Below are 14304 nucleotides of genomic sequence, written 5' to 3'. Positions count from 1 at the left end.
CGGATCGCGCCAACTTCTTTCGCTAACTTTCAATAAAAAACGCCATCTTCTCGGATGGCGTTTTTTATGAATGGATCGCGCGCAGCGTGGGGGCCGAATCGGCGCGATTGTCAGCGCCTTACACGCCCCACAGCTTCCATTTCGGCCGGGTGGCGCGCAATGCCGCTTCGACCTTGGCGTGCAGGCCGCGCGTCCGACCCTGCTCGGCGCCGGCGGCGCGTGCCTTGTCGTAGTAGCCGAGCGCCGTCTCGCGCTGTGCCTGCCCGACCGCTGATTCCACCGCGCGCAGCCAGGTCTCGGCATCCCAGTCGTCGCGCACGGCGAACGCGGCCGCGAAATCCGCCAGCGCAGCGTCGTGGCGCGCGGCGGCGTTGTGGATCAACGCGCGCTGGACCCGCGGCCCCGCCTGGTCCCACGCATCGCCCTCGGTCATGACGATGGCCTGCTCGAACAGCGGCAACGCGCGCTCGTGGTCGCCCAGGTCACGCCAGACCTGGCCGAAGCGGTTGAACAGCCACGCATCCTCCACGAGCAGCGCGCGGCGTTGCTGGGCGTCGATTTCGGCCAGCGCGTCAGTCCGGTCGTGCGGATCCATGCCGTCCATGCGCGCCTGCACCAGCGCTGCGTAATGGGCCCGCGCATGCGCCATCGGGTGTGCGGCCTCGCTGCGGGCCTCCACAGGCAATGCGTCGAGCCGGGCGTCCATATGCGCCATGGCCGCACCGGCGGCCTCGGCCGCTTCGGCGCCACCGATGGCTTTCCACGCGGCGATCAGCCGGCTGAAGGCCCACGTCACGTCGGACGGGTTGCGCTCGAGTGGATAGCGATTGAGCACCTCGCCCGCCAGTTCCACCACCTGCTGGTGCTGGCCGGCGCCGGCGTGGCAATCGAGCAGGTCGATCCAGTGGTCGATGAACTCGCTCGCGGCCATGCCCTTGCGGTGCAGCGCGATGCGCGTCTCCAGATTGCCCGCGTCGGCCGGAAGGCTGCGCGACAGCAGGCGGCACAGCAGCGAATAGACGTGCGGGTCGGCATTGCCGCCATGGCCGCTGGCATCGCCCTCGCCGCTCGCGAAGTACTGGTCGAAGCGCGCGACGCCAAGCTGGCAGGCTTCCACCAGCCGCGGCCGCAGCGCGGCTTCGGCCTGCGGCACCTCGTCGATAAACTCGCCGAGCGCCGTGGCGGCACGGTAGTAGCCAGCGCCATCGTCGCTGTCGGTGGCCAGGCTGAACTTCAGCCAGGGCTGGGAATCGGTACCCGCCGTGCCGGGCTGGGCCGTCCGGGCGGCCTGGTGGCGCCAGGCCATTGCGCGTACCTGGGTCTGCGGGTCCGGGCACTGGCGCTGGTACACGGCGAGGTCGTCCTGCGCCCCTTCCGTGTCGCCGCTACCGAAGCGCAGCGGCGCACGCAGCCGGCGGGCCTGCGGATGGTCCGGAGAATCCGCGAGCACAAGGCCGGCTTGCTCGCCAGCGAGCGCATCGGCGGCCTCGGGTTCAAGTTCGAGCAGATCGGGGTTGTCCAGCGCAATGCGCCCCAGGCAGACGCGCATCATGGGCTCGACCGGCTGGCCCGCTGCCTCGGTACGGACGATTGCGTCGTGGACGAGCGGCAGGATGTCCTCGGCGCCGAGATCGGGCGCGCGATACAGCAGGTCGTGCCAGTAGCGGCCGGCGCCGGCCAGGTCGCCGAGCCGGTAGCAAGCCAGCCCCGCGTGGAAATGCGCGGGCCACTCGCCCGACAGCAGGCCGTTGCGCTGCGAGGCCTCGTGCAGCCACGGCAACGCGTCGCGATCCCGGCCAAGGCTCATCAACATGGCGCCATAGCGATGCGCGAGCACCCCGCGCGACGCCCACCGGTGAGGCGGCGCAAGGTTCAACGTCTCCAGCCGCGCAAGTGCGTCATCAAGCACCGCAAAGGCCGACTGCGCATCGCCCTTGTCGAAGAACAACCGTGCCTGCAGCGTGGTGAAATCGACCACTTCGGGCCGGGCCGCCGACAACTGGCCGGCAATCTCCAGCGCTTCATCGAACCGGCCTACACCGGCCAGTTCGACGGCGCGGTCGTAGCTGACTTCCTGCACGGACACGTACTGCTCCTTCTGGATTGGATAAACGAATGCGGGATTATGCGCCAAAGGCACGATCCCCCATCCGGGACAACAAACGGCAGGGGTCAGTTCAATCTTTAGGGTTGGCAAGAAAAAACGCCACCCGCGAGGGGTGGCGTTCTTCTGGCCTGGCGCCGGTGGGCTTACTTGCCGCCAACCGTCTCCAGCACGGTCCACTTGCCGCCGACCACCTTGTAGACGGTGATGCCGCCGTCCTTCAGGTCGCCGCGGGCGTCGTACGCCAGCGTCTTGGTGGTGACACCCTGCATATTGGTCGCCGCCAGCACCGGCAGATAGCGCGCCGGATCGGCCGAGCCGGCCTTGACCATGGCGGTCATCATCGCGGTGGCGCCGTCATAGGCGTACGGCGAGTAGGTCTGCACCTTCGAGCCGAAGCGCTTCTCGTACTTCTTCTCGTACGCGGCGCCGCCCGGCATCTGGTCCAGCGGCAGGCCGGCCAGCGACACGACCGTGCCTTCGGAAGCGGGGCCGGCCAGCTTCAGGAAGTTGTCGGTCTTGGACATTTCGCCCGACACCAGCGGGGCCTTCATGCCCAGTTCCTTGACCTGCTTGGCCATCGGGGCCGACTGGGTCTCGGCGCCGCCGTAGAAGATGATGTCCGGGTTGCTGCGCTTGATGTTGGTCAGCACGGCCTTGAAGTCCACCGCCTTGTCGTTGGTGAACTCGCGGCGCACGATCTTGCCGCCGGCGGCCTTGGCGGCCTTCTCGAACTCGTCAGCCAGGCCCTGGCCGTACGCGGTGCGGTCGTCAACGATTGCGATGTTCTTCGCACCCAGCTTCTTCACCACGAACGCGCCGATCACCGAACCCTGCTGGGTGTCGGAGGTCATCATGCGGAAGGTCGTCTTGAAGCCTTGCTTGGTGTATTCCGGCGCGGTCGCCATGGCGATCTGCGGAATGCCAGCGCGGTTGTAGACCATCGACGCCGGGATGGTGGTGCCCGAGTTGAAGTGGCCGAGCATGCCCTGGATGCCGTTGTCGACGAGCTTCTGCGCGACCACCGAGCCGGTCTTCGGATCGGCCTGGTCATCTTCGGAGACCAGCACGAACTTGACTTCCTTGCCGCCGATCTTCGGCTTGGTGGCGTTCATGTCCTCGATGGCGAGGACGATGCCGTTCTGCATGTCCTTGCCGTACTGGGCCTGGCCGCCGGTCATCGGGCCGGCAAAGCCGAGCTTGATTTCCTGGGCCTGGGCGAAAGCCGCCGTGGCGCCGGTCAGGCCAGCGATAGTCAGGGCAACGGTCAGGGCCGTCTTGTGGAATGTCGAGGTCATCAGTTCTCCTTGGTGGCTGGTTCAGCCTTCTTGCTGCGCTTTTTCTACGCTTCGGGAACGCCGTCTGGGCGCTCCTCCCCTATGGATGCGCATGGCGGCAGGATCGCCGCCGCGCATACGCACTTCAAACTCTGTCCGCGCCGGCTCAGCCGATCGTCATCAGGCTGGCGTTGCCGCCGGCCGCCGCCGTGTTGACCGACAGCGAACGCTCGATCAGCAAACGTTCGAGCGCGATATTCGGTTCACCTTGCGCGAGCCCCTGCACGCCGATGATCGGGCCCGGCCGCGCCGCGACCTGCTCGCACACGGTGCGCAGCTGATCCGAATCGCCATGGTGGATCACCGCGTCGAACGCGACGTCCGCCGAGGTCCAGTCGGACACGATGCGGACGCGCGATTGTACGCCCTTGGGCAGTCGTGCAAACAGCCCGCGCGAGACAGGGTTTTCCGCCATCACGGCCTGGCCGCCAACGGCCAGCACGGCCGCGAGCTGGATGGCCAGATCCTGTTCCTGCGCCGCCAGGCACAGGACGTGATGGCGCGGCAGCAGCGAGTAGGTGTTGCGCTCGCCGGTCGGGCCCGGCAGCGTCACCGAAATGCCAGCCGCCGAGGCTTCGGCAAAGCGGTCGCAGGCGGCGGCGACTTCAGGCATCTCGGCCTTCGCCCAGTCCTTCAGCGCCTGCGCGGCAACCGGGCGCTCCGGCGTGGCCGGCGCGTTGCCCGACGCTTCCGCATGGCGCACGCTGCGTACCACCGCATCCTGAGGGCAGACGGACAGCAGACGGTGCAGGTACAGCGGGCCACCGGCCTTCGGGCCCGTGCCGGACAGCGCCTCGCCACCGAATGGCTGCACACCGACCACTGCGCCAACGATATTGCGGTTCACGTACAGGTTGCCGACGTCGGCGTGCTGCACAATCTGCGCAATGGTCTCGTCGATGCGGGTGTGGATGCCCATGGTCAGGCCGTAGTTGGTGCCGTTGATCTGGCCGATCATCGTGTCCAGCGCGGCGCGCGGGAAGCGCACCACGTGCAGCACGGGACCGAACACTTCGCGCTTGAGCTCTTCGATGCTGTCGAGTTCGATCAGCGTCGGCGGCACGAAGGTGCCGTGGCGGCAGCTTGCGCCCTGCGGGGCATTCGGGTCAGCCTGATGTACGCGGCGGCCCTTGGCACGCATCGCGTCGACATGGCGAACGATATTGCCGCGCGCCTCTTCATCGATGACCGGACCGACGTCGGTCGACAGGCGATCCGGGTTGGCCATGGTCAGTTCGTTCATGGCGCCCTTGAGCATGGCGAGCACGCGGTCGGCCACGTCTTCCTGCAGGCAAAGCACACGCAGCGCCGAGCAGCGCTGGCCAGCCGAGTCGAACGCGGAGTTGACCACGTCGCCCACGACCTGCTCGGCCAGTGCCGAGGAGTCGACGATCATCGCGTTCTGGCCGCCGGTTTCGGCGATCAGCGGAATCGGACGGCCCGCGGCATCGAGGCGGCCGGCGATATTGCGTTGCAGGATGCGCGCCACTTCGGTCGAGCCCGTGAACATCACGCCCTTGACGCGCGCATCACCAACCAGCGCCGCGCCCACGGTCTCGCCGCGGCCCGGCAGCAATTGCACCGCACCGGCCGGCACGCCAGCCTCACGCAGGATGCGCACGGCGGCGGCGGCAATCAGCGGCGTCTGCTCGGCGGGCTTGGCCAGCACGGTGTTGCCGGCGGCCAGCGCCGCGGCTACCTGGCCGGTGAAGATCGCCAGCGGGAAGTTCCACGGGCTGATGCAGACCACCGGGCCCAGCGGGCGGTGCGTCTCGTTGTCGAAGCTGCGGCGCACCTCGGTGGCGTAGTAGCGCAGGAAGTCCACGGCTTCACGCACTTCGGCGATCGCGTTCGAGAAGGTCTTGCCGGCCTCGCGCATGATGATGCCCATCAGCGACTGCATCTGGGCTTCCATCAGGTCGGCGGCGCGTTCGAGCGCGGCGGCGCGGACGTCGGGCGGCGTGGCTTGCCAGATCGGCGCCGCGTTGGCGGCGGCCTGCAGCGCGGCGTCGACATCGGCCTGGCTGGCTTCAGTGACGTGTCCCACGACGTCGCGATGGTCGGCGGGGTTCAGCACCGGCGTGGTAATGGCATCGGCCGCACGCGGGACTTCGGCGCCCAGCATCGGCTCAGCCACCACGCGCTCGCTCGTGCCGGCCAGCAGCGCCGACGACAACGACGCCAGGCGGTGTTCGTTTGCCAGGTCGATACCAGCCGAATTGGCGCGCGACTTGCCATAGAGGCCACGCGGCGATGGGATCTTCGGATGCGGCAGGCCCAGCGTGCCTTCATCGCGATGCATGGTCTCGACCACGGCGACCGGGTCGGCCACCAGTTCATCGAGCGAAATCGTGTCGTCGGCGATGCGGTTGACGAACGAGGTGTTGGCGCCGTTTTCAAGCAGGCGGCGCACCAGGTAGGCCAGCAGCGTCTCGTGCGTGCCGACCGGCGCGTAGATACGGCACGGGCGGTTGAACTTGCCGTCGGCGATCGGGCCGACGACCTGGTCGTACAGCGGCTCGCCCATGCCGTGCAGGCACTGGAACTCGTACTGGCCCGGGTAGTAGCTGTGGCCGGCGATCTGGTAGATGGCCGACAGCGTGTGCGCGTTGTGCGTGGCGAACTGTGGATAAATCGCGTCCGGCACCGACAGCAGCTTGCGTGCGCAGGCCACGTACGACACGTCGGTGTAGACCTTGCGCGTGTAGACCGGATAGCCCTCCAGCCCTTCGACCTGGGCACGCTTGATCTCGCTGTCCCAGTAGGCGCCCTTGACCAGGCGGATCATCAGGCGATGGCGGCTGCGGCGCGCGAGGTCGATCAGGTAATCGATCACGAACGGGCAGCGCTTCTGGTAGCCCTGCACCACGAAGCCGATGCCGTTCCAGCCGGCCAACTCGGGCTCGAAGCACAGGCGTTCGAGCAGGTCGAGCGAAATCTCGAGGCGGTCGGCCTCTTCGGCGTCGATATTGATGCCGATGTCGTACTGGCGCGCCAGCAGCGTCAGCGACTTCAGGCGCTCGTACAGCTCCGAGACCACGCGCTCGTGCTGGGCGCGGCTGTAACGCGGGTGCAGCGCCGACAGCTTGATCGAGATGCCGGGGCCTTCGTAAATGCCGCGGCCGCGCGAGGCCTGGCCGATCGCATTGATGGCCTGCTCGTAGGAGGCGAGGTAGCGCTGGGCATCCTCTTCCGTCATCGCGGCTTCGCCGAGCATGTCGTAGGAGTAGCGGAAGCCCTGCGCTTCGTACTTGCGCGCGTTGGCCAGCGCTTCGGAAATGGTCTCGCCCGTGACGAACTGCTCGCCCATCAGGCGCATGGCCATGTCGACGCCCTTGCGGATCAGCGGCTCGCCGCCCTTGCCGATGATCCGCGTGAGCGCCTTGCTCAGGCCGGACTCGGTATGCGTAGCGACCAGCTTGCCGGTCAGCAGCAGGCCCCAGGTCGCAGCGTTGACGAACAGCGACGGGCTCTGGCCCAGGTGCGACTGCCAGTTGGCACCGCTGATCTTGTCGCGGATCAGTGCGTCGCGCGTGGGCTTGTCGGGAATGCGCAGCAGCGCCTCGGCCAGGCACATCAGCGCCACGCCTTCCTGCGACGACAGCGAGAATTCCTGGATCAGGCCCTGCACCAGGCCTTCGCGGCCGGTGCCGACCTTCTGCTCGCGCAACGCGGTGGCCAGCTTCTTGGCCATCTTGATGGCGGCTTCGGCCTGTTGCTGCGGCAGGCGCGCCTGCTCCAGCAGCACCGGTACGCAATCGGTTTCTGGCCGACGATAGGCCGAAGTAATTGCCGCGCGCAGTACGGATTGCGGCTGGATGCTTTGCGCGAATTCCAGGAACGGCTGCGGCGCGCCATCGGCGTGGCTCATCTCAGCACCGTCAGCGCCATCGGCATCCGTTGCGGCGCCGGCCATTGCCTCATGCGGCAGGTGGCCGCGCTCGATCTGCTCGAGATACGTGAAGATCGCCTGCTTGATCAGCCAGTGCGGCGTGCGGTCGATGGATTGGGCGACACGCTTGAGGCGATCGCGCGAAGCGTCGTCGAGTTTGACGCCGAGGGTGGTGGTGGCCATGCGAGCTTTCTCCGTAAGACACAAGGCTGCGGGTCGATGTCGCCAGCGTCGGACGCGAGCGGCATTGGGGCCCGACCTGCGCAACCTCTGGGCTGGCGCGATCTTACTCCTGAAAAACGCAAAGGTGCAACCTAGTGCAACCACTATCTCGAAGGCCGGTTGCTACGGTTGCACCACAGTCACATGCAGCCGGCGTTCAGATCCTCAGCGGGTCGATTTCCAGTTGCCAGCGCACGCCTCTTGCGTCCGCACCGGCATCGGAAAAAGTCCGCACCCACTCGCTCACAAATCGTTGCAGCACGGGCCTTGAGCTGGCTTCCAGCAACATCTGGGCGCGCTCCCGGTTAGCGATGCGCACCATCGACATCGGTACCGGATCATGCAGTTGCACCTCAGGCGCCAAAGCATTGCCGTCTGCCAGGCGCCGCACTGCCTGCAGGAACTGCAAAGCACGTTCGAGCTGGCCATGTTCCGCGGTCAGCAGGACCTGGTAGCAGAACGGGGGCAACCCGGCCTGGCGCCGCTCGCGCAACTGGCCTGCGGCGAATCCATCATAGTCATGCCGCAGCAGAGCCTGCAATGCCGCCGCGTCCGGATAGCGTGTCTGGATGAGGACTTCGCCAGGCAACCCGGCCCGCCCTGCCCGGCCGGACACCTGCATCAGCGAGGCAAACAGGTGTTCGGCAGCGCGGAAATCGTGGCTGAACATGGCAGCGTCCGGATGCACCACGCCGACCAGCGTTACGCGCTGGAAATCATGGCCCTTGGCGACCATCTGGGTACCGACGAGGATATCCACCTCGCCGGCGTGCACTTCGTCGAACATCGCCTGCGCACTGCCCTTGCGCCGCGTGGAATCGGCATCGATGCGCGCGATACGCGCCTGTGGAAAACGTGCCGCCAGCGCTTCTTCGATGCGCTGGGTGCCGCGGCCAAGCGGCGCGATATCCATATTGCCGCAGTCAGGGCAATGGTGCGGCACGGGGGACTCCAGCCCGCAGTGGTGGCAGCGCAGCCGCCGTTCCGGCCGGTGCAGCACCAGGTACGCCGAACAGCGCGGGCAGCCCGAGAGCCAGCCGCAGCTGTCGCAGGCCAGCACCGGGGCGTAGCCACGGCGGTTCAGGAACAGCAGGCTCTGCTCGCCGCGGGCCAGCCGGGCGTCGATCGCCTCCAGCAACGGCACCGACAGGCCTTCGAACAGCGCCCGCTGGCGCTGGCGTTCGTGGTTCAGGTCGATCAGGTGCACGGCCGGCAGCGCAGCTTCGGCCTGCGCGCGCTGGCGCAGCACCAGCTTGCGGTACGCGCCCTGCTCGGCGCGCCACCAGGTTTCCATCGACGGCGTGGCCGAGCCCAGCACGACCGGGATCTCGAGCCGCTTGGCGCGCCACACGGCCAGGTCGCGCGCGGAGTAGCGCAGGCCTTCCTGCTGCTTGTAGGACGTGTCGTGCTCTTCGTCGACGACGATCAGCGCGAGATTCGGCATCGACGCCATCACCGCCATGCGCGTGCCCAGCACGATGCGCGCTTCGCCACGATGCGCGGCCAGCCATTGCAGGCTGCGTTCCTGGTCAGCCAGCCCGCTGTGCAGCACAGCCAGCGGCAGGTGCGGAAAGCGTGCCGCGATGCGTGACTGGAGTTGCGGCGTCAGGTTGATCTCGGGCACCAGCATCAGCACCTGCGCGTGCGGATCGCGCGCAAGCACCTGCGCCATGGCATGCAGATAGACCTCGGTCTTGCCGCTGCCGGTCACGCCGTGCAGCAGGAACGGGGCAAAGGACGCAGCGGCCCCGATGGCTTCGACCGCCGCAAGCTGTTCCTCATGCAAGGCAGGCGCCACCGACGGGGCCTGCGACGGCGCGGAGCCGAGCAAGGTGCGGTCGGCGGTGATCGCCTCGATCCAGCCTGCAGCGGCCCATTCCGCAAGCCTCGCGGGCGCGGCGGTGCATAATTCGCGCGCCTCGGCCAGACTCATCGGCTCGGGCACTGCACCGCCGTCGGTGCGGTCGGCCAGCGCCTGCGCAAGCGCCCGCACCGATCGCGCACGCACAGGCACCGACTCGAGCAACGTGGGGATATGTGCCGCAACGACCCGGTACGCCTCGGTCCGTGCACGCTGGCCAAGGCGCGGCCAGCCTTCCGACTCCCGCAGCGATGGTGGCAGCGACGGCAGCATCACCTCGCCAAGGCAGCGCTGGTAATAGCGCGCCGCGAACGTCGCCAGATCGCGCCATTCCTGCGAGAGTGGCGCCAGCCAGTCCAGTCGCGCGGAGACCGCCTTGATCCGGTCCGCCGGTACGGCCGACTCGGCGGCGCGGGCAACGGCAACGCCGACCACGCTGCGACGTCCGAACGGTACGACCACCAGATCGCCCGGCACCACCTCATCGCCGGCGAGGTAGTCAAAGCAGTCGTCCGCGGGCGTATCGAGCGCCACGCGGACAATGCCGGCGCTACGCGGTTCAGTGTCGTCTGGCAACGTCATCAGAGGCAGTTCTGGTGCACGGCGCGTGCGCAAAGACTGTGCGGATTCAGGCGCAAAGGGAATAGAAGCAGGCTTAGTGTGCGGCGCAACATCAACTTAAAGTAAAACTTCAAATGTGGCCCTAAGTCGATGATAGATGACTGCTTTTCCACTAATTCCAACGACCCTGTGGATAACTTTGTTGAAAAGTCGCTCCGGGACGCCGCGAAAGCCCGAAAAACAAGGGAATCACTGGCAAGCGCAACCGCTTTGAAAAACTTCCAATTCCTTAAAAATCAAGGCCTTGCAAACATCCCCCAGATGAGTTAAGGGCTTACCCCTTCTTGCAGTGCGGCAAACCTATCGGTGTGCATAAGTCAAGCCTTCACCGTCAACTGCAAGCACCTTTTTGGCGAATCTGGACGAAATTGTTTACTTGACAGCAGCAGCGGCGCGCCTCCCGCGACACCGCCTGCCTCGGCGCGAAGATCGCTGCACCGCGAGGAAACTGTGACCGGCGCATGACGCCGGTACTTTTGGGATATTTGTGTTTCAGCTCTGCGACGTGCGCAGCTGCCGGCTGTAGCGATGCACTTCGTCCACCAGCACCGCCACGCTTTCCGGGGGCGTGAACTGCGAAATGCCGTGGCCGAGGTTGAACACATGACCGTCACTGCCGCCCGCTGCCGCGTAGCTGTCGAGCACGCCGCGCACCTGTTCACGAATGGCGGCCTCCGGCGCGAACAGCACCGTCGGATCGATATTGCCCTGCAGCGCCACGCGGCCACCGGTGCGGCGACGCGCTTGTGCAAGGTTGACCGTCCAGTCCAGGCCGATGGCGTCGGCGCCGGTGTCGGCGAGGCCTTCCAGCCACAGGCCGCCACCCTTGGTGAATACGATCGCGGGAATCTGCTGGCCGTCATGCTCGCGCTTCAGGCCGGCGAGCACCTTGCGCATATAGGCCAGCGAGAACGCCTGGTACATGCCGTCAGCCAGCGCACCGCCCCAGGTGTCGAAGATCATCACGGCCTGCGCGCCTGCCTCGATCTGTGCATTCAGGTACTCGCTGACCGCCTGCGCATTGATTTCAAGGATGCGGTGCATCAGGTCCGGCCGGCCGTACATCATCGCCTTGACCGTGCGGAAGTCGTCCGAGCCCCCGCCTTCGACCATGTAGCAGGCCAGCGTCCACGGGCTACCCGAGAAGCCGATCAGCGGCACGCGCTGGCGGCCGTCCTGGACCAGCGCGCGGCGGATCTCGGCCACGGCGTCGAAGACATACTGCAGGGACGCCATGTCGGGCACGGCAAGCTGCTGCACGTCGGCTTCGGTGCGCAGCGGCCGGGCGAAGCGCGGGCCTTCGCCCTGGGCAAACGACAGGCCGAGACCCATGGCGTCGGGCACCGTCAGGATGTCGGAGAAGAGGATGGCCGCGTCCAGCGGATAGCGGTCCAGCGGCTGCAGCGTCACTTCGGTGGCATAGGCCGGATTCTTGGCCAAGCCCAGAAAGCTGCCGGCACGCGCGCGCGTGGCGTTGTACTCAGGCAGGTAGCGGCCTGCCTGGCGCATCAGCCACAGCGGCGTGTATTCGGTCGGCTGCCGGCGCAGTGCGCGCAGGAAAGTGTCGTTCTGCAGTGCGGTCATGGTCATCCTCGTAAGACCGCCATTCTAAGGGATGGCCGCCGCGCACCGGCGCCTGATGCGACAGTGCCGGCGCACTTGGCTGCTAGACGTCGTCGAACAGGCTCGCGAAGGCCTGGGCGGCACGTTGCATCCATTCGCGCGCGCGCGGCGCGTCCGGTTGCAGGCGTGCGAAGCCGTGGGTCATGCCACTGGCCTCGATGGTGACTACCGTGGCGTCGTGCCGAACGAGGAAATCGGCATAGGCCAGGCCATCATCGCGCAACACGTCGTTGGCGGCGACGACGATGGCAGTGGCCGGCGGCTGCACTTGCGGCGCGTGCGCCATCAGATGAATGCGCGGATCGTCGTGTTGCGCGCCGCGTGCCAGACTCTCGGCACCGATGAATTGGGTCCAGAACCAGGCCATCTCGTCGCGGGTCAGGCCGGGACCATCGGCAAAGGCACGATAGCTCTCACTCGAAAGCACGGGCGCTGTCACCGGATAGACGAGCAACTGCGCCGCCACCACTTGCTGTCCGGCTTCGGTGTTGACCTGCTGCGCCCCGAGTGCGGCGAGATGTCCACCGGCGCTGTCGCCGGCCACGGCAAGGAAGCCGGTATCGAAGCCCAGCGACGCGCGCTGCGCGGCGAACCATCGGACCGCATCTACCGCGTCATCGCATGGCGCCGGAAACGAATGCTCTGGTGCGAGCCGGTAATCCACGCTGGCCACCGCGCAGCCCGTATCGGCCGCCAGCAATGCAGCAACGCTGTGGTGAGTTTCATGCGACCCGACGACCCAGCCGCCGCCATGGAAGTAGACGATCAGCCGCGATGGCGCATCGACCGGGGGACGAAACAGACGCGCGGTCAGCGAGCGTCCCGCCAGCGCCAGCGTCAGGTCCTCCCACGTGATGCCGGCGGGATCGGGCACCACCGACGAAGCTGCCACTTCGACAAAGCGCTCGCGCCGGGCGCGCGCATCAACGGGTACGGGAAGGGCGCCGTATTGCTCGGCCAGGCGGCGATAATAGGCCAGGAGTTGCGGATCGATTGCCATTGGTCAGGCGAATGGGTTCAGGACAGCTCGAGCTGGCGAGTGAGCTCGATCTTGCTGCAGCAGTCTTGCACGGCGAGCAGGCCGGCGGCACGGGCGTGGCCGATTGCGGCGTCATTCACAATACCGAGCTGCAGCCATACGCCACGCGCGCCGATCGCAATGGCGTCGGCAACGACGGGCGGAGTATCGTCGGCACGGCGGAAGATGTCGACCCAGTCGATGCGTCCACCTTGTGCCGCTATTGCGGTCGCCGCGTCCTGCAGCGAAGCATGGCATGGCTCGCCAAGGATATGCTCGCCGGCATGGCGCGGATTGACGGGCACGATGCGGAAACCATGCTGCTGCAGAAATTCGGCAACCTCATGGCTTGGGCGATCGGGACGGTCCGACAGGCCCACAATAGCCACGGTCTTCATGCCGAGCATGTTCCGGATCGCGTCCTGCATGTCTGCCATCATGAACTCCAGTACGTGGCCACGGGCAGCGCCGGGCGTGGTTGTAACCGGCCAATCGTAACTGACGAGCGGCTCTCGCGCCGGAAGCGCCGCATTGTTCGCCAGCGCACATGGAATTCGACGCGCCACGATGCGCTGAGATCACATTATGACGTGGAAAGTGACGCCTTAACGGCCAGATGTGCGTATGACGCTCCATTCCGCGCGAGTCGGCTTTCAACTTCTTGCAAAAGGATACATTTTGTTACTGCCATCGCAGGGACTTTCCCCCACAATGCATTGACACACCGACGTTTGGTGGGCCGCGTCCCCGCGAAGAAGTGAGTAAAGAGAAGATGGGGCGCTGAAGAAAGCCCTTGGCAGTGATTCCCGATTTTCCGAGCCAGCAGGCGATGCCTGCTGGCCGGACACCAGGAAGACCCGATGGCGCGAGGCCTTTGCGGCCGATTTTGCGAATGAGATTCGCTGCGCCTTAGTAGTCCTGGACCGAACCCGTTCCTTCGAATTGACCCCTCGAAGGGATTTTCCCGTCCGCGCGGAGCCTCCCCGGCCCGCGCGCTTTTTTTTGGTCCAAGCCCAAGAAGCATATCCCCACATCATCAAAAAAGGCAGCCGCGGGGCTGCCTTTTTTGGTTGTCGCACCGAAAAAACAACAGTGCGACAGGGACTGCTTGCTGCTTACTTCTTACGACGCAGACGGGCGATGGCAGCCAGTTGCGCGGCGGCCACGGCGAGTTCGCTTTGAGCGCGTGCAATGTCCAGATCGCTGCTCTGGTTTTGCATCAGCTCTTCGGCGGCACGCTTGGCTTCCTGCGCCTTGGCTTCGTCCAGGTCGGTACCGCGGATAGCGGTATCGGCCAGCACGGTAACGTGCTGCGGCTGGACTTCGAGAATGCCGCCGGCAACGAACACAAACTCTTCGCTGCCGTCTTCCTTCTCGATACGCACGGCGCCCGGCTGGATACGCGTAATCAGCGGCGTGTGGCCCGGCAGAATGCCCAGCTCACCCGACTCGCCCGGCAGCGCCACGAACTTCGCCTGACCGGAGAAGATCGACGCTTCCGCGCTGACGACGTCTACAAGAATGGTTGCCATATGAATTCCTTTGTCCGTTCGCTTCACTTCTGACGGCCAGTCGCGCAAGGCGGCCGGCCGCCACTCCCGCACCAGGGCGCGGGAGCGTCAAAGC

At 66.3% G+C, this 14304-nt stretch carries 8 protein-coding genes; all 8 read right to left on the bottom strand.

From position 1 onward, the window contains the following. Positions 1-118 precede the first annotated feature (118 nt). The 8 genes from KHO41_RS08045 to KHO41_RS08010 all read right to left on the bottom strand — a co-directional run bounded on the left by KHO41_RS08045 (position 119) and on the right by KHO41_RS08010 (position 14210). Positions 119-2086, bottom strand: coding sequence for a tetratricopeptide repeat protein (locus KHO41_RS08045; RefSeq protein ID WP_211952754.1), 1968 nt, complete (start codon positions 2084-2086; stop codon positions 119-121). Positions 2087-2250: 164 nt separating this feature from the next. Further along, complete coding sequence (locus KHO41_RS08040) at positions 2251-3402, bottom strand: branched-chain amino acid ABC transporter substrate-binding protein (protein WP_211952753.1); 1152 nt, start codon at positions 3400-3402, stop codon at positions 2251-2253. Positions 3403-3547: 145 nt separating this feature from the next. Beyond that, entirely contained in the window at positions 3548-7516 is a 3969-nt protein-coding gene (gene putA / locus KHO41_RS08035) for a trifunctional transcriptional regulator/proline dehydrogenase/L-glutamate gamma-semialdehyde dehydrogenase (RefSeq protein WP_211952752.1), read from the bottom strand. A gap of 196 nt (positions 7517-7712) precedes the next feature. After that, positions 7713-9998, bottom strand: a complete 2286-nt coding sequence (locus tag KHO41_RS08030; RefSeq protein WP_211952751.1) for a primosomal protein N' — start codon at positions 9996-9998, stop codon at positions 7713-7715. Between the two features lie 531 nt (positions 9999-10529). Next, positions 10530-11621 (bottom strand): uroporphyrinogen decarboxylase, encoded by a 1092-nt coding sequence (gene hemE / locus KHO41_RS08025; RefSeq protein ID WP_211952750.1) that lies wholly within the window; start codon positions 11619-11621, stop codon positions 10530-10532. A gap of 82 nt (positions 11622-11703) precedes the next feature. Further along, positions 11704-12660, bottom strand: coding sequence for an alpha/beta hydrolase (locus KHO41_RS08020; RefSeq protein ID WP_211952749.1), 957 nt, complete (start codon positions 12658-12660; stop codon positions 11704-11706). 17 nt (positions 12661-12677) lie between these two features. Continuing rightward, positions 12678-13115, bottom strand: coding sequence for a CoA-binding protein (locus KHO41_RS08015; RefSeq protein WP_211952794.1), 438 nt, complete (start codon positions 13113-13115; stop codon positions 12678-12680). 678 nt (positions 13116-13793) lie between these two features. Further along, positions 13794-14210 (bottom strand): F0F1 ATP synthase subunit epsilon, encoded by a 417-nt coding sequence (locus KHO41_RS08010; RefSeq protein ID WP_211952748.1) that lies wholly within the window; start codon positions 14208-14210, stop codon positions 13794-13796. Positions 14211-14304 lie beyond the last annotated feature (94 nt).

The organism is Cupriavidus numazuensis (assembly GCF_905397435.1).
Lineage (GTDB): Bacteria > Pseudomonadota > Gammaproteobacteria > Burkholderiales > Burkholderiaceae > Cupriavidus > Cupriavidus numazuensis.
This window is presented reverse-complemented; position numbering and strand designations above follow the sequence as displayed.